This window comes from Aquabacterium parvum (genome assembly GCF_001447195.1).
In the GTDB taxonomy this organism is placed as follows: Bacteria; Pseudomonadota; Gammaproteobacteria; order Burkholderiales; family Burkholderiaceae_C; genus Aquabacterium; species Aquabacterium parvum.
The window spans coordinates 406879-427084 of record NZ_LFRI01000341.1 but is presented as its reverse complement, the minus strand read 5'-3'; the positions used below and the strand labels follow the sequence as shown (position 1 = coordinate 427084).

The following is a 20206-nucleotide window of genomic DNA, read 5'->3' as shown; positions in this document are numbered from 1 at the left end:
TCAAAGGATGTGGAGAACGTGCGCCAGTTCGGTGCAGAGGATCAGAGTGCGTCCTGACCGGTCTCGCCGGTGCGGATGCGGATGACCTGCTCGAGCGAGGTCACGAAGATCTTGCCGTCGCCGATCTTGCCGGTGCGTGCCGACGATTCGATGGCTTCGATGACGCGGTCGAGGATGGCCTCGTCCACGGCTGCTTCGATCTTGACTTTGGGCAGAAAGTCGACCACGTACTCTGCACCACGGTACAGCTCGGTGTGGCCCTTCTGACGGCCGAAGCCCTTGACTTCGGTCACGGTGATGCCCTGGACGCCGATGGCAGACAGGGCCTCACGCACTTCATCAAGCTTGAAGGGCTTGACGATGGCGGTCACCATTTTCATGGTTGGTTCTCCGGTGAGGTTGGCAAAAGGATGGACTGCGAGATAACTGCATGTTCCATGCCAGCGGTCGAGCGGGAGCCCCGCCATGCCGGGCTGCACCGCAGCATGCACATTTCGGTGCGTGCACGCAATCGGTGCGCCCCGCGATGCGGGTTCGCGGGCCGCTGCGCGCACCAACATGGTGATGCACCCCTCGTGGGGAGTGCGCCTGACTCCCTGTGTGGTCAGAATGGGCGTTTTTGCATCGCGCAAACGCCTTCAACATGTCACTTGCCGTCGTCCGCAGCCTGGCCCTGGATGGCTTGAGCGCTCCAGAAGTCACCGTTGAGGTGCACTTGGCCAACGGCCTGCCGTCCTTCACGCTGGTCGGTCTGGCTGACACCGAGGTCAAGGAGGCCCGAGAGCGCGTGCGGGCGGCTTTGGCGAGCGCAGGGCTGGCGTTTCCGCACAACCGGCGCATCACCGTCAACCTGGCGCCAGCTGACCTGCCCAAAGAGTCCGGCCGTTTTGACCTGCCCATCGCTGTGGGCATCCTGGCGGCGATGGGTGAGATCCCCTTGCCGCACCTCGAAGGGCTGGCTTTGGCGGGTGAGTTGTCCCTCGGGGGAGATTTGAGGCCGGTGCGAGGTGCGCTGGCCATGGCCCTGTCGCTGCGCCGGCGGGGTGGCGATGCGGCTTCTGTCGGGTTGGTCTTGCCATCTGCCAGTGCCGCCGAAGCCGGGTTGGTGGACGGCGTGCCGGTGTGGGGCGCAGGTGGTCTGGCCGAGGTGGTGGATGTCCTCAAGGCAGGTCGCCCGCCCTGGCGCTCACCCCCTGCGGTGATGGCGGGGGCGGACGCGGTCAGTGGCCTCGACTTGCGAGACGTGCGTGGCCAGTCGGTTGCCAAGCGGGCGCTGGAGATCGCGGCCGCTGCGGGGCACAGCCTGCTCATGGTGGGGCCACCTGGCACAGGCAAGTCGATGCTGGCGCAACGCCTGCCCAGCCTCTTGCCTCCGCTGGAAACCGACGAAGCCCTGGAGTCCGCGGCCGTGCACAGCCTCTCGGGTGGTTTTGACGCCGTGCGCTGGCGTCACAGGTGGGTGAGGGCGCCCCACCACTCGGCCTCTCGAGCGGCCCTGGTGGGAGGTGGCTCACCGCCCCGTCCAGGGGAAATCTCCCTGGCTCACCGTGGCGTGCTATTCCTTGATGAGCTGCCAGAGTTCCCTCGAGGCGCCCTGGAGGCATTGCGTGAGCCGCTGGAGACAGGGCACATCTCCATCGCTCGGGCCCATCGGACGGTCGAGTTTCCGGCGCGTTTTCAGCTGGTGGCCGCCATGAATCCCTGTCCTTGCGGGCACCTGGGGCACCCCGTCAGGGTCTGCCGTTGCACACCCGAGCAGGTCTCGCGTTACCAGTCTCGCCTGAGTGGCCCGTTGCTCGATCGCATCGATCTGCAGGTCGAGGTGCCGATGCTGCCCCCCGAGGTGCTCTCGCGTGCGCCCGATGGGGAGTCAAGCGCCCAAGTGGCCGAAAGGGTGAGGGCGACTCGTGCGTTGCAGTGGCAGCGTCAGGGCTGCCTCAACGCCGAGTTGGACGCGGCGGGGCTGGACCGCCATGCTTGCCTGCAGCAGGCTGCTCGTCAGTTGCTGAACCAGGCGGCGACCAAGCTGGGTTGGTCTGGGCGGGCCCTGCATCGCGTGGTCAGGCTGGCTCGGACGCTGGCCGATCTGCAGGGTCAGGAGGCCATTGGCCCAACGCACGTGGCAGAGGCCATTCAGTTCAGGCGAGCGCTGGGGGCGATGGCGACGGCGGCTTGATGCGGTCCTCGGCGCCTCCACCCATTCGGCACGGCGCGGGCCCCGGCTTCAAAGGTCCTCGAGTTTGCGAGGCGGGTAGGTTTCCCAGCCCTGGCAGCCAGGGCATTGCCAGAAATGGTGCTGGCTCTCGAAACCACAGGCCGCGCAACGGTAACGCTGCAAGGGCTGTGCGGCCGTCGCCAAGGACTGCTGCATGCGCTCGATCTCCGGCTCTTCCAGCGGCTTGTGCGTGATCAGGCGCTCGCGGATCAGGCCCTGCGCTGCAGACAAGGAAGGCTGGCGCGCCATGTGCGTCATCAGGGCCTGTCTGCGCAGGTCGGGGTCGGGCTGCAGCGCGTTGAGGGCCAGCAGCACATCGACCGAGGGCATCTGCTGGTAGAGACTCTCGAGTTTGCGCAAGGCTGCCGAGGCCTGGCCCTGAGTTTCGGCGCAGCGCGCGTAATCCATCGCGACCAGAGAGAAAGACTGAGGCTGCATGGCCATCAGTTCGTCCCAAGCCGAAAGGGCGTCGGTTGGGCGCGCTTGTCGCAATGCACGCTGGCCGGCCAGCACCAGAGGCCGAGCGGCCTGGGGAGCGGCCTCGCGGGCGCGATGCAGGGCCTGTTCGGCTTCGTCCAGGCGGTCTCGGGCATCGGCCTCCTGTGCGATTTCACACCAGTGGTGAGCCATGCGTTGAGAGAACGAGCCCGTGCCAGCGGCTTCCAGCTGGCGCGCGACTTCGATGGCGCCATGCCAGTTGCGTGAGCGCTCGTGCAGCGACAGCAACGCCAGGCGCGCGTCGGTGCTGAAGGCGGTGCCTTCAAGCGCCTGAAAGGCCGCCTCCGCGCGGTCGAACAGCCCTGCCTTCATGAAGTCCTGCGCCAGGGCGTGCTGGGCCTTCTCGCGCTCTTCGCGCTTGAGGTCGGCGCGGGCCAGCAGGTGCTGGTGCACGCGGATGGCTCGCTCGTACTCGCCACGGCGCCGGAAGAGGTTGCCCAGTGCAAAGTGCAGGTCGGATGTGTTGGGATCGTGTTGCACCGCCTCGATGAATGCATCGATGGCCTTGTCCTGTTGTTCGTTGAGCAACAGGTTCAGGCCCTTGAAATAGGCCTGAGGCGACGCCTGGTCCTCGCGCTTGAGTTGGCGCAGGTCGAGCCGCGATGCGATCCAGCCCAGCAGGAAGGCCAAAGGCAGGGCAAGCAGCAGCCAGTAGAAGTTGAAGTCCATGGGCGGGGCGCCTGTGCGCTGTCCGGGTGAGCCGAGGTCGGCGGATGCAGGCCGTGGTTGACAGGTGCGATCAGGCCGCAGTCACTTGACCGGCTTGCGGGGGGCCGGCATGTCCGGCGGGAAGGGCAATTCGCTGGGCAGGTTCAGCGGCTCGGCGTTGGCGCTGGGCGTGGGGCCGGTCGTTGCCGTCACCGGATCGGGCATCAGCAACTGACGGTTGCGCGCCGTGCGGCGGTGGCGCCACCAGCTCGGCAGCATGGCCAGCACACCGGTGACGCAACCCAGCGCGAAAACGGCCAGGACAACGAACACCATGGGGGCTTGCCAGCGCCAGCCAAAGACCCACTTCAATTCAACCAGGTGCTGGTTGTTGAGTGCGAAGGCAAACAGGATGAAGAACAGCAGTCCGCGCCACAACCAGTTCAAGGCTCGCATGGGTCAGTTTGGCTTGGTTTCGTTGGGGGCTGAGAGATCGGTTTGAGAGGCCAGTGTAGCGGCTTGATCGACGCCTTCGCGCAGGGCCTTGCCGGGCTTGAAGTGCGGCACCAGTTTTTCCGGGATCAGGACTTGTTCGCCGGAGCGCGGGTTGCGGCCCATGCGCGGCGGGCGGCGGCTGATCGAGAAGCTGCCGAAACCACGGATCTCGATCCGATGCCCTTTGGCCAATGCCTCCGACATGGCGTCGAGGATGGTCTTGACGGCGAATTCGGCGTCGCGCTGGGTGAGCTGGCTGAAGCGCTCGGCCAGCCGGGCGACGAGATCGGAGCGTGTCATGGATGCGGTCGGAGGCTGGCGTGCCGAATGCGGGTGTCCGGGGGGACTGAGGTGAGCGGCAGCAGGCGTCTGTTGAAGGACGCTTGCCCCGCTCAGCTCAATCCCCTTCGCGCCGGAGCAGGCTCCGGCGGTCGGGGGAAAAGAACGCTGGCTGGGATCAGCCGTTGTTCTGGTCGAGCTTGGCCTTGAGCAGGGCGCCCAGGCTGGTGGTGCCGGAGCCTTCCTTGGTGGTGTCGGCGCGCAGCGATTGCATGGCTTCTTGCTGCTCGACGTTGTCCTTGGCCTTGATCGACAACTGGATGCCGCGGGTCTTGCGGTCGATGTTGATGATCAGGGCGGTGACTTCGTCGCCTTCCTTCAGCACGTTGCGAGCGTCTTCCACGCGGTCGCGGGAGATTTCCGAAGCGCGCAGGTAACCGATGATGTCGTCACCCAGGGTGATTTCGGCGCCCTTGGCGTCCACGGTCTTGACCACGCCGGTGACGGTGGCGCCACGGTCATTGAGGGTGGTGAAGTTGGTGAACGGATCGGAGTCCAGCTGCTTGATGCCCAGGGAGATGCGCTCGCGCTCGACGTCGATGGCCAGCACGACGGCTTCGACTTCCTGGCCCTTCTTGTAGTTGCGCACGGCGGCTTCGCCAGGCTCGTTCCACGACAGGTCGGACAGGTGCACCAGGCCGTCGATGCCGGCAGCCAGGCCCACGAACACGCCGAAGTCGGTGATCGACTTGACGGGGCCCTTGACCTTGTCGCCACGGTTGAACGACTGGGCGAAATCGTCCCAGGGGTTCGGCTTGCACTGCTTCATGCCCAGCGAGATGCGACGCTTGTCTTCGTCGATCTCCAGGACCATGACTTCCACTTCGTCGCCCAGGTTGACGATCTTGTTGGGGGCCACGTTCTTGTTGGTCCAGTCCATCTCGGAGACGTGCACCAGGCCTTCGATGCCGGGTTCGATCTCGACGAAAGCGCCGTAGTCAGCGATGTTGGTGACCTTGCCGAACAGGCGGGTGCCGGCCGGGTAGCGGCGCGAAACGCCAACCCAGGGGTCGTCGCCCATTTGCTTCAGGCCCAGCGAAACGCGGTTCTTCTCGGCGTCGAACTTCAGGACCTTGGCGGTCAGCTCTTGGCCCACGGTCACCACTTCGGACGGGTGACGGACACGGCGCCATGCCATGTCGGTGATGTGCAGCAGGCCGTCGATGCCGCCGAGGTCCACGAAGGCACCGTATTCGGTGATGTTCTTGACCACGCCGTTGACGATCGCGCCTTCGCGCAGGGTTTCCATCAGCTTGGCGCGTTCTTCGCCCATCGAAGCTTCGACCACAGCGCGGCGCGACAACACGACGTTGTTGCGCTTGCGGTCCAGCTTGATGACCTTGAATTCCATGGTCTTGCCTTCGAAAGGCGACATGTCCTTCACGGGGCGGGTGTCGAGCAGCGAGCCGGGCAGGAAGGCGCGGATGCCGTTGACCAGGACGGTCAGGCCGCCCTTGACCTTGCCGTTGACGGTGCCGGTCACGAAGTCGCCAGACTCCAGAGCGGTTTCCAGCGACAGCCACGAGGCCAGGCGCTTGGCCTTGTCGCGCGACAGGATGGTGTCGCCATAGCCGTTTTCGATGGCGTCGACAGCCACGGACACGAAGTCGCCCACTTGGACTTCGATCTCGCCCTGGTCGTTCTTGAACTCTTCCAGGGGCACGTAGGCTTCGGACTTCAGGCCGGCGTTGACGACCACGAAGTTGTGTTCGACGGCCACCACCTCAGCGGTGATGACTTCGCCCGTGCGCATGTTGGCGCGCTGCAGCGACTCTTCAAAAAGGGCGGCAAAGGATTCAGACATGGAATTTCCTGTGCTGGCGTGAACCAGCGATAACGCCCGGATCGACAGGAACGACCCGAACGGGTTGGGTTGAAGAACATGGCGCCCGGGTGCCCAAAGATGGCAGCCCTGATTGCTCAAGCCCCCACCTGGCAGCAGGGGCTGGACGTCACAGCCTTGTGTTTGTCACGGAACGTGACGTGGCCCCTTCACAATGGGCATTGGCCTGAAGTCGGTTGAAACCAGGTCAGTGCCGCACGATGACGTGGGGCCAGCCAGCCACCCACCACCCCAGCACCGTGTCGACCGATTGCTCGATCGTCAGGGCCGAGTTGTCGAGCAACTGGGCATCTTGTGCCGGCTTCAAGGGCGCCACCGTACGGGAACGATCCCGCAAGTCGCGCGCCTCCAAGTCGGAGCAAATCTCATCAAGGGTAACAGAAACGCCCTTGGAAATCAATTGACGGTGCCGGCGCTCGGCGCGCTCGGCCACGGCGGCGGTCAAAAAGACCTTGAGTGCGGCGTCCGGGAACACCACGGTGCCCATGTCGCGGCCGTCGGCCACCAGGCCCGGCAGGCCACGGAAGGCTTTCTGCAGCTCCAGCAGCGCCTGGCGCACGCCGGGGTAAGCGGACAGGCGAGAAGCGGCTTGTCCGATTTCCTCGCGGCGCACGGCCTCGCTCACGTCGCGGCCATCGACCCAGATGTGTTCGCGGTCGAAGCGCAGGGAAATGGCTTCGCCGAGTTGGCGGGCGAGCTGCTCGAGTGCGTTGGCGTCATCGAGGTCGATGCCCTGCTCGACGGCCAGCAGGCCAGTGATGCGGTAGAGCGAGCCCGAGTCCAGGAACTGGTAGCCCAGGCGGGTGGCCAGGGCGCTGGCCAGGGTGCCCTTGCCCGAGGCGGTGGGGCCATCGACGGTGATGACGGGGATCCAGTCCGGGCGCGTTTGAGCAACCTGGAAGAGCGCCTCGAAGTAATCGGGGAAGGTCTTGCCGACGCAGCGCGGGTCTTCGATGCGCACCGACACGGGCTTGTCGGCGTCGGCCGTGGGCGCCAGCGGGTTGAAGGCGGCCAGCGAGAAGCACATGGCCATGCGGTGGTCGTCGTAGGTGTGGATGCTGGCGTGCTGCCAGCCATCGCGCGCCGGGGGCGTCACCTCGATGAAATCCTCGCCCTCGACCACGGTGGCGCCGAGTTTGCGCAGCTCGGTGGCCATGGCGGCGATGCGGTCGGTTTCCTTCACGCGCCAGCTGGCGATGTTGCGCAGGCGGGTGGTGCCTTCGGCGTACAGCGCCATCACGGCCAGGGTCATGGCCGCGTCGGGGATGTGGTTGCAGTCCAGGTCGATGGCCTTGAGCGGCCACGCGCCGCGGCGCACCTCAAGCCAGTTGGCGCCGGAGCTGACCTTCGCGCCCATGGCCTCGGCGGCCTCGATGAAGCGGATGTCGCCCTGGATGGAGGCGCTGCCCACACCTTCGATGCGAACGGGCTCTTCGATGCCGGCGATGGCGCCGGCGGCGATGAAATAGGACGCCGACGAGGCATCGGCCTCGACGTGGATGTGACCGGGCGACTGGTAGCGGCTGCCACGCGGGATCACGAAACGCTCCCAGCCCTGGCGTTGCACCTGGATGCCGAAGCGCGCCAGCAGGTTCAGCGTGATCTCGATGTAGGGCTTGGAGATGAGCTCGCCCACCACGTCGATGACCAGGTCCTGCTCTTGCGAAACCAGGGGCAGCGACAGCAGCAGCGCGGTCAGGAACTGGCTGGACACGTCACCGCGGACCTGGATGGGGCGGCCGAGGTTCAGGCGACCACCGGCCAGGCGCAGCGGCGGATAGCCTTCGTTGCCCAGGCACTCGACCACGCAGCCCAGCGGGCGCAGCGCGTCGACCAGGTCGCCGATGGGGCGCTCGTGCATGCGCGGCACGCCCGTGAGCGTGAACACGCCGCCTTGGGTGGCCGACAGCAGGGCCAGTGCCGCGGTCAGCGGGCGGATGGCGGTGCCGGCGTTGCCCATGAACAGGTCGGCCTGCAGCACGGCCAGCTTGCCTGCCAGGCCCGTGATGTGCACGGTGTCGCCGTTTTGCTCGATGTCGCAGCCGAGCGCACGCAGGGCGTCGAGCATGACGCGCGTGTCGTCAGAGGCCAGCAGGTCGTGGACGACGGTGGTGCCTTCGCTCAGGCCGGCCAGCAGCAGCACCCGGTTGGAGATGCTCTTGGAGCCGGGCAGTCGCAGGGTGCCTCCGGCGGTCAGCAGCGGGGGCAGGTCGAGGAAGGCGGTGGTGTACATGCGAAAACGGGGAAAACTTCAGCGGACGGTCTGGGGCGGCTTGCCGCCCCCCAGGCTCCACTGGCTGCGGGCATCGGAAGCGGTCTGGATCAGGCGCTGCAGGTCGGGGCCACTCCAGTCGCGCATCTGGCGCTCCATCGCCTCGAGGGCGTGGCGGAAGGCCTCGGACTGCCGCAGCACTTCCTCGCGATTGGACAGCAAGATGTCGCGCCAGACGGTCGGGTCGCTTGCGGCGATGCGGGTGAAATCACGGAAACCGGGGCCGGCGAGCGAGAGGTACTCCTGCCCGCCAGGTTGCTCGCCCATCGCGTTCATGTACGCGAAGGCCAGCAAGTGGGGCAGGTGGCTGACGGCTGCGAAGGCGGCATCGTGGTGCTCGGGCGTCATCTTGAGCACCTGGGAGCCGACCGCAGCCCAGACGTCGGTGGCCTTTTGCACCAGCGTCGGGTTGGTCTGCTCCAGGGGCGTGAGGATGACCTTGCGGCCTTGGTAGAGCGCGGCGTCGGCGTGCTCGATCCCCGCGACTTCGCGGCCGGCGATCGGGTGGGCCGGCACGAACGAGGGCAGGCGTTCCTTGAGCACGCGGCGCGCTGCGTCGACCACGTCGCGCTTGGTCGAGCCGACGTCCATGAACAGCACGTTGGGGTCGACCAGGTGGCGGATGGCCTTGAAGGTGCCTTCGCTGGCGGCCACCGGCACGGCGATCAGCACGATGTCGGAGCCCGAGACCGCCAACAGCGCCGATTCGGCGGCCACGTCGATGACGCCCAGGCGGCGGGCTTTTTCGACCGTCGAGGGGGACTTGCTGTAGCCGATGACGCGCTTGACCAGGCCGGCTTTTTTCAGCGCCAGCGCGAAGGAGCCGCCCATCAGGCCGCAGCCGATCAGACCGAGCTGGTTGAACATGGTGGTCGAGGTCCTGGTGACTCAGTGCACGTCCAGCGGGTAGCTGCCGAGCACCTTGAAGAAAGAACACTGGGCGCGCAGCTCGTCGAGGGCGGCGGCCACGTTGTCCTGGGCGGCGTGGCCGGCCAGGTCGATGAAGAAGAAGTACTCCCACTGGCCCGAGCGGGCCGGGCGGGACTCGAAGCGGGTCATGGACACGCCATGGCGCTTGAGCGGCACGAGCAGGTCGTGCACGGCGCCAGGGCGGTTGTCCACCGAGGCGATCAGGCTGGTGCAGTCGCGACCGGTGGGGCCGGACGGCGGCTGTCGCTCTGGCCGGGTGAGGACCACGAAGCGGGTGCGGTTGTGGGCTTCGTCCTGCACGGCGCGCTGCACCACGTGCAGGCCGAACATGGCCGCAGCGCGTTCACTGGCCAGGGCTGCAACGCTGGGGTCGGCGGCGGCCAGGCGTGCACCTTCGGCGTTGCTGCTCACGGCATGGCGCTCGGCTTGCGGCAGGTGCTGCGCGAGCCAGCCCTGGCACTGTGCGAGGGCCTGAGGGTGAGCGGCCACCGCGGTGATGCCTTGCAGCGACGGCGTGCCGCGAAGCAGGTTGTGCTGCACCAGCAGCGAGGTCTCGCCCATGACGACCAGCGGCGATTGCAGCAGCAGGTCGAGCGAGCGGGCGACCACACCTTCGGTCGAGTTTTCAATGGCGATCACGCCGAAATCGGCTGAGCCGGCTTCGGTGGCGCGGAACACCTCGTCGAAGTTGGCGCAGAGCACCGGCTCGATGGACGAGCCGAAATACTTCAGGGCGGCCTGCTCGGTGAAGGTGCCCACGGGGCCCAGGAAGGCCACGCGCTGCTTGGCTTCCAGCGCACGGCAGGCCGACATGATCTCGCGCCAGATGGGGCTGATGCTTTCAGGCAGGACGGGCCCCGGGTTGCCTTGGCGCAGGCCTTCGATGACCTGGATTTCGCGATCGGGCCTGAAGACGGGCGATCCGTCGATTTTCTTGACTTCGCCCACCGCTTGCGCCAGCTTGGCGCGCTGGTTCAGCAGCGACAACAGCTGCTGGTCGACCGAGTCGATCTGCACGCGCAAATCGGCGAGCTGTGCATCGACCGGGCGGCCGTCGGGCTGGAAGTGGCCGGATGCGGAGTCAGGGGTGTCAGCCATGGGTCGTCGCGAAGTGCTTCATGTAGTCGACCAGGGCCTGCACGCCTGCCATCGGCATGGCGTTGTACAGGGACGCGCGCATGCCGCCCACCGACTTGTGGCCCTTGAGTTGCAGCAGGCCGGCGTTCTTGGCGCCGGCCAGGAAGGCCTCGTTGAGCGACTCGTCGTGCAGGAAGAAGGGGATGTTCATGCGCGAACGGCAGTTCACGTCCACCTTGTTGAGGTAGAAGCCCGAGCCGTCGACGTAGTCGTAGAACAGCTTCGATCGGGCGATGGCGCGGGTCTCCATCGCGGCCAGGCCTTTGAGAGTGCCTTGCGGCGTGACCTCGGTCTGGCGCTGGATCCACTGGAACACCAGCCCGGCGATGTACCAGGCGTAGGTGGGGGGCGTGTTGTACATCGAACCGTTGTCGGCCACGACCTTGTAGTCGAAGGCCGAGGGCGTGATCGGCAGGGCCTGGCCCAGCAGGTCTTCTCGCACGATGACCAGCGTCAGGCCGGAGGGGCCGATGTTCTTTTGGGCGCCGCCGTAGGCCATGGCCACGCGCGACCAGTCGATGCTGCGCGAGAGCACGTGCGAAGAAAAGTCGATGACCAGCGGCGCCTTCGATCCCAGCGCTGCCAGGTCGGGCAGCTCGTGCATCTCGACGCCGTGGATGGTCTCGTTGCTGCACGCGTGCACGTAAGCCGCATCGCTTGAGAGCTGCCAGGTGCTGGCGGCGGGCAGCGAGGTGTGGTGGTCGGCCTCGTTGCTGGCGGCGATGTGCACGTCGCTGAACTTGCGTGCTTCTTTGGCCGACTTCTGCGACCACGAGCCGGTGACGACGTAATCGGTGCGGCCGCCGCGCGAGAGGTTCATCGGCAGGATGGCGTTTTCGGCGAGCGCGCCACCCTGCATGAACAGGATGCGAAAGTTGGCTGGCACCGCCAGCAGGGTGCGCAGGTCGGATTCGGCCTGCTGCGCGATGGAGATGAACTCCTTGCCCCGGTGGCTCATTTCCATGACGCCCATGCCGCTGCCTTGCCAGTCCAGCATCTCGCGCGCCGCTTGCTGCAGCACTTCTTCTGGAAGCGTGGCCGGTCCGGCCGAGAAGTTGAAAGGGCGGGTCATGGCGCGCGGGAAAAGGCGTCTTGAAAAACGGGTCGGGGCGCCGTCGGGCGCCCCGCACCACGATAGAGGGCTCTAGCTTACTTCTTGGTGGCCGGCTTGGCGGCGCCAGCACCACCCTTGTCGCCCGCGCTCAGCTTGCCGCCCGAGGCGGTGTCCAGCAGCTTGCGGATGTTGCCTTCGGCGGCTTGCAGCTTGGGGTTGACGGCGGGGCGTGCGTCTTCGACGACCTTTTCCAGCAGGGCGTTGCTCATCTCGGGCAGGGCCGACTGGTAACGCTTGAGGATGGGCGACTCCAGCATCACGACCAGCTGCTTGAGTTCTTCTTCGGTGAAGCGCTCTTCCAGGATGGGGCCGATGGCGGTCGGGGCCAGCTTGATGGCGCTGGCGCGCACAGCGGGGATGGCGCCATCGAGGTACTTCTTGATTTCGGCATCGACCTGCTTGGCCGTGGCCTCGCGCTTGTCCTCCGGCACGGCTTGCACCAGGATGTTGCGGGCACCGCCGGCCAGCTGGCGGGCGGGCTGCTCGGCCACGCCGCGGGCCATGTCTTCCAGGGCGGGCTGCTGCACGGACAGCACCTTCTGGATCTGCTCCTTCTTGTCGGCGTGGGCCGACAGGCTGCACAGGGCCAGGGTGGCGGCCACGGCGGCCAGAGCGGTTTGGCGGAACATCATCTTGCGGTCCTTGTCTTTTCCGGTTGCGAAAGGGGCGACATCTTCGCCCGGCAGGATGTCAGATCGTCGTCAGGCCTCGGAGGTTCCCTCGGCGTTGTCACCAGGGGTGCCGACTTCCGGGGTTTCGGCGCCTTCTGCCTCGTCGGCCGTCGCCGCATCGTTCTCGGCGATGCGCTGCAGGCCGATCAATTTGGCGCCTTCGTCCAGCGAAATCAGCGTCACGCCCTGGGTGGCACGTCCGAGTTCACGGATTTCTGCCACGCGGGTGCGCACCACCACGCCCTTGTCCGTGATCAGCATGATCTCGTCCTCCGGACGCACCAGGGTGGCCGCGACCACCTTGCCGTTGCGCTCGGACTGCTGGATGGCGATCATGCCCTTGGTGCCACGACCATGGCGGGTGTACTCGACGATGCTGGTGCGCTTGCCGTAACCGTTTTCGGTGGCGGTCAGCACGCTTTGCGTCTCGTCTTCGGCCACCAGCATGGCGATGACCGACTGGCCTTCTTCCAGCATCATGCCGCGCACGCCGCGCGCCGATCGACCCATCGGGCGCACGTCCTCTTCGTCGAAGCGCACGGCCTTGCCGCCATCGGAGAACAGCATCACGTCGTGCTTGCCGTCCGTCAGGGCTGCGCCCACCAGCACGTCGCCCTCGTCCAGGCCCACGGCGATGATGCCGGCCTTGCGGGGGTTGCTGAAGTCGGTCAGCGGGGTCTTCTTGACGGTGCCCAGGCGGGTCGACATGAAGATGTAGTGGTCTTCGGGGAAGCTGCGGAACTCGCCGGTCAGCGGCAGCACCACGTTGATCTTCTCTTCCTTTTCCAGCGGGAACATGTTGACCATGGGCTTGCCGCGCGAGTTGCGCGAGCCCTGCGGCACTTCCCAGACCTTGATCCAGTAGACGCGACCCCGGTTGCTGAAGCACAGGATGTAGTCGTGCGTGTTGGCGATGAAGAGCTGGTCGATCCAGTCGTCTTCCTTCGTGGCTGTCGCCTGTTTGCCGCGGCCCCCCCGCTTTTGCGCACGGTACTCGGACAGCGGCTGGCTCTTGATGTAACCGGTGTGCGAGATCGTCACGACCATGTCGGTCGGCGTGATCAGGTCTTCCGTGCCCAGCTCTTGCGCGTTGTGCTCGATGGTCGATCGGCGAGCGCCCAGCTTGGTCTGACCGAACTCGGTGCGGATGGCGATCAGCTCGTCGGAAATGATCGACGACACGCGTTCCGGCTTGGACAGGATGTCCAGCAGGTCGGCGATCTGGGCCATGACGTCCTTGTACTCGCCGATGATCTTGTCCTGCTCCAGACCCGTCAGGCGTTGCAGGCGCATCTGCAGGATTTCGCCGGCCTGGTCTTCGCTCAAGCGGTACAGGCCATCGGGCTGCATGCCGTAGTTGGGCGACAGGCTCTCCGGGCGGTACTGCTGAGGGTCGCCATCGACGCGGGCGAGCATCTCGCGCACCAGCGACGAATCCCAGCTCTTGCTCATCAGGGCCGTCTTGGCCACCGGCGGCGTCGGCGAGGTCTTGATGGTCTCGATGAACTCGTCGATGTTGGCCAGCGCCACGGCCAGGCCTTCGAGCACGTGCCCGCGCTCGCGCGCCTTGCGCAGCTCGTACACGGTGCGGCGCGTGACGACTTCGCGGCGGTGCTCCAGGAAGACCGTGATCAGGTCTTTCAGGTTGCACAGCTTGGGCTGCCCATCGATCAGGGCCACCATGTTGATGCCGAAGGTGTCCTGCAGCTGGGTCTGCTTGTACAGGTTGTTGAGCACCACCTCAGGCACTTCACCGCGCTTGAGCTCGATCACCACCCGCATGCCGGACTTGTCGGACTCGTCCTGGATGTGGCTGATGCCTTCGATCTTCTTTTCGTTGACCAGCTCGGCGATGCGCTCGAGCAGGTTCTTCTTGTTCACCTGGTAGGGGATCTCGTCGACGATGATCGCCTGGCGGTCGCCCTTGCCGATGTCTTCGAAGTGAACGCGGGCGCGCATGACCACGCGACCACGGCCGGTGCGGTAGCCCTCGCGCACACCGCTGAGGCCATAAATGATGCCGGCGGTCGGGAAGTCCGGCGCCGGGATGATCTCCATGAGCTCATCGACGCTGCAGTCGGGGTTCTTGAGCGAATGCAGACAGGCGTCCACCACCTCGTTGAGGTTGTGCGGCGGGATGTTGGTGGCCATGCCGACCGCGATGCCGGCCGAGCCGTTGATCAGCAGGTTGGGCAGGCGTGCCGGCAGCACGAGCGGCTCTTTTTCGGAGCCGTCGTAGTTGGGGCCGAAGTCGACGGTTTCCTTGTCGATGTCGGCCAGCATGTCGTGGGCGATCTTGGCCAGGCGGATTTCCGTGTACCGCATGGCGGCCGCGTTGTCGCCGTCGACCGAGCCGAAGTTGCCCTGGCCGTCGACCAGCATGTGGCGCAGCGAGAAGTCCTGCGCCATCCGCACGATGGTGTCGTACACAGCCGAGTCGCCGTGCGGGTGGTACTTGCCGATCACGTCGCCGACGATGCGAGCCGACTTCTTGTAGGGGCGATTCCAGTCGTTGTTGAGCTCGTGCATCGCGAACAGCACGCGCCGGTGCACGGGCTTGAGGCCGTCGCGGGCATCGGGCAGGGCGCGGCCGACGATCACGCTCATCGCGTAATCGAGGTACGAACGCCGCATCTCCTCTTCGAGGCTGATGGGCAGGGTTTCCTTGGCGAATGACGTCATGCGTGCTTCACTGATATGGGAGAGCGCCTGGCTTGGACGGTGGTCCCGGTCCAAACGAGCATTGTAATTGGCCGCTCATGTCGCCCTGAAGCAACAGCGGCGAGCTGCGCGACGCTGCAGCCCGGGGGATGCTTGAGCGAATGGATCGCTGTGGCACAATGATTTGGTTACCAGCCCTAGGGTGATCCCTGTTCTTCAGGGCAAAAGCCCGTTCTGGGGTACTGCCCACATGGGCCGTTCGCAGTTTTTGTCTGCGCCTAATACTCGTGAGGACCTGCATGATCAAACTCAACAAGATCGCCGCGCTGTTTGCCACTGCTGCACTGGCCGGTGGTGCATTCGCCCAGAACGTCGACAACTGGCGTGCCACCGACGGCACCGTCTGGAAGAACGGCTCGAACGAATACTGCTGGCGCGACACCGGCTGGACCCCGGCCACCGGCGTCCAAGGCTGCGACGGCGTGCCCGCTCCGACTGCCCCGGCTCCTGTTGCCGCACCGGCTGCCCCCGCAGCTGCCCCGGCTCCGGCCCCCGTCGTGCCCGTGGCGCCTGCCACCGAAAAGGTGAGCTTCGCTGCTGACGCCTTCTTCGACTTCGACAAGGCCACCCTCAAGCCTGAAGGCAAGGCCAAGCTGGACGATCTGTCCGACAAGGTCAAGGGCATCACCCTGGAAGTCATCATCGCCGTGGGTCACACCGACTCCGTGGGCGCTGACGCCTACAACCAGAAGCTGTCCGAGAAGCGCGCTCAGGCCGTCAAGGACTACCTGACCAGCAAGGGCACCGACGCTTCCCGCGTGTACGTTGAAGGCAAGGGCGAGAAGCAGCCCGTTGCTGACAACAAGTCGGCTGATGGTCGCGCCAAGAACCGCCGCGTCGAAATCGAAGTGGTCGGCACCCGCACCAAGTGATGCACGGCGGGCTTGAGGCCCGCTGATTCGCACTCACCGAAAAAGCCCTGCAGGCAGCTGTGGGGCTTTTTCTTTTTGGGACGGGAGGCTTGCTCGCGTGCTGAAGGTGGCTTGAGGGCGTTTGGTCGTCCTCGTGACCTTCGGGCATGAAAAAGGCGACCTCATGGGTCGCCTTGGGTACTGGAATGCCTCGGCTGAGGCCTGCGTGCGCGTCAGGCCAGTGCCACGTCCTTGTCGCTCAGCCGCTTGGCCAGTTGCGTGGCCATGCGGTTGACGATGCCGTAGATCGAGAGTTGCGGGTTGGCGCCAATGCTGGTGGGGAAGATCGATCCGTCGTGCACCGAGAGGTTCTCGATCTGCCAGTGCACGCCGTCCGGCCGCACCACGCCGAGCTTTTCTGAGCCGCCCATGCCGCACCCGCCCATGATGTGGGCGCTGCCGCCGCCGACGTAGTACGCCTTCATCTCGAAGGCCTCGATGGCGGCCTTGGCCTCGGCCCAGCTGGTGTAGTAGCGGCCTTGTTCGTGCAGCGGCAACACCTTGGTGGCACCAGCTGCGAACTGGATTTCGGCCATGGTCAGCAAGGACTGCTTGAAGCCGGCCAGCACGTAGTCGCTCATCACGTAGTTGAGCAGCGGCATGCCATCGACGTTGAGCAGCACCGTTCCGCCTTCGGACTCGGGGTGGAAACCATCGCGCATGAGCGACAGCATCGTTTGCGTGTGCGGGTAGTTTTCGACGCGCTCGGCCAGGGCCTTGCCGTAGCCGCCCATCAGCACGGACATCAGGCCCGGGTGGATGGGGGTGGCTTCCAGCTTGTAGCCGATCGGGCCATCAAACGGCGCGTTGTGCACGAAGTGATCGGAGTAAATGGACTGCGGCGCGCCGCTCCAGCCTTCCACGCGCTCCTTGTAGACGCCGTTGGAAAACGCCACTGGGTGCAGGAAGGTGCGCTTGCCCAGCAGGCCGTGCGGGTCCGGGGCGTCGGAGCGCTTGAGCAGCGCGGGCGAGTTGATGGCGCCGCCGGAGACCACGTAATGGCGAGCCTTGACGCGCATGACCTGGTCGGACGTGCGGGTGCCGTTGATGCGGATGCCCACGCACTCCAGGCCCGTCACGCGGTTGCCATCGAATTCGAAGCGCTGGGCTCGGGTCTGGTGAAACAGCCGTGCGCCTGTTTCGAGGGCAGCTGGGATCGTGGTCACCAGCATCGACTGCTTGGCATTCGTCGGGCATCCCATGCCGCAAGAGCCGAGGTTGTAGCAGGTCTTGACGTTGCGCGGGATCACCTCGGCTGAGATGCCGAGCTTGTGCGCGCCGGTGCGCAGCAACTCGTTGTTGGGGTTGGGGGGGATGTCCCACTTGTGCACGTTCAGGCGCTTTTCGGCTTGATCGAACCAGGGCGCCATGGCGGCTTCGCTGAAGTCTTTCAGGCCGAACTTGTCCTGCCAGTAGCCCAGGGTGCTGGCGGGCGTTCGGAAGGAGCTGGTCCAGTTGATGACCGTGGTGCCGCCCACGCAGCGGCCCTGCAGCAAGGTGAGCGCACCGTCCATGGTGCGGCGACCTGCGCCTTCCTGGTACAGGCTGGCGTAGGCCTCGGATTCTTTCTGGTTGAAATCCGAGCTGGTTTTCAGCGGGCCTTCTTCGATCAGGACGACATCCAGGCCAGCCTTGGTCAGCAATTCAGCGGTGATGCCGGCGCCGGCGCCAGAGCCCACGATGGCCACGTCGCACTGAATCTCTTGGGGCAGTCCCGCCTCGCCATTGGTGGCTTTCCAGCCACGCGCCAGGCCTTCGCGGAAGGGATCGGGGAGTTTGCTCATAGTTCGACAGGGCCTGGGTAGCCGGTCAAGGACCAGTTGGCGGAGTTGGAGAAAAAGACCATGCAGGTCACCGAACGGACCACCTGGTAAGTCAGACGTGTGGTGGGCAGCGGGTTCAAGCGCATGGTCTCGATCGCGTCGGCGATCTCGGCTTCAGAGGCTTCGCTCCAGCGCTTGCCCAGGCCAGTGAGCATCTTGCGTGTGGGCAGGTTGCCCAGCAGGCCCAGCACGGCACCGATCTGTCCCTTGAGGAAGGTGGGCAGGCCGTTCAAGAACACTTCGACGCGTTCAAGGTGGACTTCGAGTGCCGCCTCGCGGGCCTTGGCATCGGTGGGCAGCATGGGGCCGACCATGCCGATGGCGAGTCCGCGCAGCACATCGCGGCCATGTTCGGTCAGCTTGTCATCGGCCATGCCGCGGTGCCAGTAAACCAGGCCGCCGAGCGACGCACCAACGGCGCCGATGGCCAACGCGGTCTTGAGGAACCAGCGTCGCTTGGGGGTGAGGGGGTGGTCAATCTCGCGGTCAGCCATGTCGAATCTGTCTCATCTGTGGGGGCGCCAAGGTGAAAACATTCTGAGTCAAATCAGCCGAAGATTGTGCCCGTGACAGGGTTCACACATACCCTGAGCGCGACGCCGCCGATACCGTGTTCAATGGTCATCGGCGTTTCAAACAACGATCACGGCGTGTGCGGTCTCGGGAAAACCCTTAGTCGCGAATGTTGCAGAATCCATGCAGCGAACAACGCTCCAGTTTCAGACTGTCACGCTTGGTGACAGTCCTGCCTCCATCGACCCATCAGAGGAAGACAAATGACGACTTCTCAACCATGGCTGGCCAGCTATGAGCCCGGCGTGCCCGCAACCATCAACCTGGGCGAGTACAACTCGCTGGTCGATCTGCTGGATCAGGCTTTCAAACAGCACGCCAAGCGCGACATGGCCGCGTTCATGGACGTGCACTGGACCTTCGAGCAGGTCGATGAGCTCTCGCGCTCCTTGGCGGCCTACTTCCAGTCCTTGGGGCTGGCCAAAGGTGCACGCATCGCGCTGATGATGCCCAACGTGCCGCAATATGTGGTGGCGATTGCTGCGGTGCTGCGTGCCGGCTACGTGGTGGTCAACGTCAACCCGCTCTACACCCCGCGTGAACTCGAGCACCAGCTCAAGGACTCTGGCGCAGAAGCCATCGTGATCCTGGAGAACTTCGCGACCACGCTGCAGGAAGTCATCGCGCGCACGCCGGTCAAGACCGTGGTGCTGGCCGCCATGGGCGACCTGCTGCCCTTCCTCAAGGGCGCGCTGGTGAACCTCGTGGTGCGCCACGTCAAGAAGATGGTGCCGGCTTTCAGCCTGCCCACCGGCTCGGTCAAGGTGGTGTCCTTCAAGGACGCATTGGCCAAGGGTGCTTCGGCCAAGTACAGCCGCCCGAACATGCAGCCCAGCGATGTGGCCTTCCTGCAGTACACCGGCGGCACCACGGGCGTCTCCAAGGGCGCCACGCTGCTGCACAGCAACGTCGTGGCCAACATCCTGCAGAACGAAGCCTGGTTCAAGCCTGAGCTGAGCAAGCTGGGCAACCAGCCGCTGGTGGCTGTGTGCGCTTTGCCGCTGTATCACATCTTCGCGCTGACGGTGTGCTACTTCATGGGCGCTCGCATGGGCAGCATGAACATCCTGATCCCGAACCCGCGTGACCTGCCGGCCGTGATCAAGACGCTGGGCAAGTACAAGATCAACCAGTTCCCCGCTGTGAACACGCTGTTCAACGCGCTGGCCAATCACCCCGATTTCATCAAGCTGGACTTCTCTGGCCTCAAGGTGTCAATGGGCGGCGGCATGGCCGTGCAGCAAGCCACCGCAGAGAAGTGGAAGAAGGTCACGGGTTGTGCCATCGTTGAAGGCTATGGCCTGTCGGAGACCTCGCCGGTGGCCACGGCCAACCGCCTGGACAACACCGAGTTCAACGGCTCGATCGGCTACCCGCTGCCTTCGACCGAAGTGGCGATCCTGGACGACGATGGCAACCACCTGGAAATTGGCGCCGTGGGCGAGATCGCCATCCGCGGTCCGCAGGTGATGGCCGGTTATTGGCAGCGTGCCGATGAGACCGCCAAGGTCATGACCGCCGACAACTTCTTCCGCACGGGCGACATCGGCATCATGGACGCCTCGGGCCAGGTCAAGATCGTGGACCGCAAGAAGGACATGATCCTGGTCTCGGGCTTCAACGTGTACCCCAACGAGGTCGAGCAGGTGGTGAACCTGCACCCTGGCGTGATGGAGTGTGCGGCCGTGGGTGTGCCGGACGAGAAGTCTGGTGAGGCCGTCAAGCTGTTCGTGGTGCGCAAGGACAGCACGCTGACCGAAGCACAGCTCAAGGCTTACTGCCACGAGCAGCTGACCGGCTACAAGTGCCCCAAGTACGTCGAGTTCCGCAACGACCTGCCCAAGACCAACGTGGGCAAGATCCTGCGCCGCGAACTGCGCGACGAGAAGAAGGCCGCCTGATCTGCTTCAGGTTGCTGAATGAAAAAGCCGCTGGTGAAAGCCAGCGGCTTTTTTGTTTGTCGAGGCACTTGCCTGCCTTGCCTGGTGCGACAGTGATGGGCCCAAGGGCCTTCGT

Annotated in this window: 16 protein-coding genes; 3 read left to right on the top strand and 13 right to left on the bottom strand. The window is 65.2% G+C overall.

The features are described from left to right. Window positions 1–41 precede the first annotated feature (41 nt). A complete protein-coding gene (locus ABG80_RS13375; protein WP_035039077.1) occupies window positions 42–380 on the bottom strand; it encodes a P-II family nitrogen regulator in 339 nt (112 codons plus the stop codon). A gap of 263 nt (window positions 381–643) precedes the next feature. On the opposite strand from ABG80_RS13375, the gene ABG80_RS13370 reads away from it, so the two are divergent. Beyond that, complete coding sequence (locus ABG80_RS13370) at window positions 644–2176, top strand: YifB family Mg chelatase-like AAA ATPase (RefSeq protein WP_058088091.1); 1533 nt, start codon at window positions 644–646, stop codon at window positions 2174–2176. A gap of 48 nt (window positions 2177–2224) precedes the next feature. Here ABG80_RS13370 and lapB read toward each other — a convergent pair whose 3' ends face one another. The 10 genes from lapB to gyrA all read right to left on the bottom strand — a co-directional run bounded on the left by lapB (window position 2225) and on the right by gyrA (window position 14844). After that, entirely contained in the window at window positions 2225–3382 is a 1158-nt protein-coding gene (lapB, locus tag ABG80_RS13365) for a lipopolysaccharide assembly protein LapB (RefSeq protein ID WP_058088090.1), read from the bottom strand. 81 nt (window positions 3383–3463) lie between these two features. Then, complete coding sequence (locus ABG80_RS13360; RefSeq protein WP_058088089.1) at window positions 3464–3817, bottom strand: LapA family protein; 354 nt, start codon at window positions 3815–3817, stop codon at window positions 3464–3466. 3 nt (window positions 3818–3820) lie between these two features. Next, a complete protein-coding gene (locus ABG80_RS13355; RefSeq protein ID WP_058088088.1) occupies window positions 3821–4156 on the bottom strand; it encodes an integration host factor subunit beta in 336 nt (111 codons plus the stop codon). 157 nt (window positions 4157–4313) lie between these two features. Beyond that, on the bottom strand, window positions 4314–5999 hold the full coding sequence (gene rpsA / locus ABG80_RS13350; RefSeq protein ID WP_058088087.1) for a 30S ribosomal protein S1: 1686 nt from the start codon (window positions 5997–5999) through the stop codon (window positions 4314–4316). A gap of 226 nt (window positions 6000–6225) precedes the next feature. After that, window positions 6226–8271 carry a bifunctional 3-phosphoshikimate 1-carboxyvinyltransferase/cytidylate kinase gene (locus tag ABG80_RS13345; protein ID WP_058088086.1) on the bottom strand — a complete coding sequence of 682 codons (2046 nt, stop codon included), beginning with the start codon at window positions 8269–8271 and terminating at the stop codon, window positions 6226–6228. A gap of 18 nt (window positions 8272–8289) precedes the next feature. Continuing rightward, window positions 8290–9177 (bottom strand): prephenate dehydrogenase, encoded by an 888-nt coding sequence (locus tag ABG80_RS13340; protein ID WP_058088085.1) that lies wholly within the window; start codon window positions 9175–9177, stop codon window positions 8290–8292. Between the two features lie 21 nt (window positions 9178–9198). Then, window positions 9199–10338, bottom strand: coding sequence for a prephenate dehydratase (pheA, locus tag ABG80_RS13335; RefSeq protein ID WP_058088084.1), 1140 nt, complete (start codon window positions 10336–10338; stop codon window positions 9199–9201). After that, the gene (gene serC / locus ABG80_RS13330; protein WP_058088083.1) at window positions 10331–11449 is read right to left on the bottom strand and encodes a 3-phosphoserine/phosphohydroxythreonine transaminase; all 1119 of its coding nucleotides are present in this window, start codon (window positions 11447–11449) and stop codon (window positions 10331–10333) included. The genes pheA and serC overlap by 8 nt, the downstream gene beginning before the upstream one ends. A 77-nt stretch (window positions 11450–11526) precedes the next feature. Continuing rightward, the gene (locus ABG80_RS13325; protein ID WP_058088082.1) at window positions 11527–12123 is read right to left on the bottom strand and encodes a DUF2059 domain-containing protein; all 597 of its coding nucleotides are present in this window, start codon (window positions 12121–12123) and stop codon (window positions 11527–11529) included. 69 nt (window positions 12124–12192) lie between these two features. Beyond that, the gene (gyrA, locus tag ABG80_RS13320; RefSeq protein WP_058088081.1) at window positions 12193–14844 is read right to left on the bottom strand and encodes a DNA gyrase subunit A; all 2652 of its coding nucleotides are present in this window, start codon (window positions 14842–14844) and stop codon (window positions 12193–12195) included. Between the two features lie 278 nt (window positions 14845–15122). Between gyrA and ompA the strand changes: the two genes are divergently transcribed. Continuing rightward, entirely contained in the window at window positions 15123–15755 is a 633-nt protein-coding gene (ompA, locus tag ABG80_RS13315) for an outer membrane protein OmpA (protein WP_058088080.1), read from the top strand. A gap of 212 nt (window positions 15756–15967) precedes the next feature. Here ompA and ABG80_RS13310 read toward each other — a convergent pair whose 3' ends face one another. Beyond that, window positions 15968–17578 carry a GMC family oxidoreductase gene (locus tag ABG80_RS13310; RefSeq protein ID WP_058088079.1) on the bottom strand — a complete coding sequence of 537 codons (1611 nt, stop codon included), beginning with the start codon at window positions 17576–17578 and terminating at the stop codon, window positions 15968–15970. Beyond that, window positions 17575–18111, bottom strand: a complete 537-nt coding sequence (locus ABG80_RS13305) for a hypothetical protein (protein ID WP_058088078.1) — start codon at window positions 18109–18111, stop codon at window positions 17575–17577. Before ABG80_RS13305 ends, ABG80_RS13310 begins: the two co-directional genes overlap by 4 nt. Window positions 18112–18393: 282 nt before the next feature. Between ABG80_RS13305 and ABG80_RS13300 the strand changes: the two genes are divergently transcribed. Next, window positions 18394–20091, top strand: coding sequence for a long-chain-fatty-acid--CoA ligase (locus ABG80_RS13300; RefSeq protein ID WP_058088077.1), 1698 nt, complete (start codon window positions 18394–18396; stop codon window positions 20089–20091). The last annotated feature ends 115 nt before the right edge of the window (window positions 20092–20206 follow it).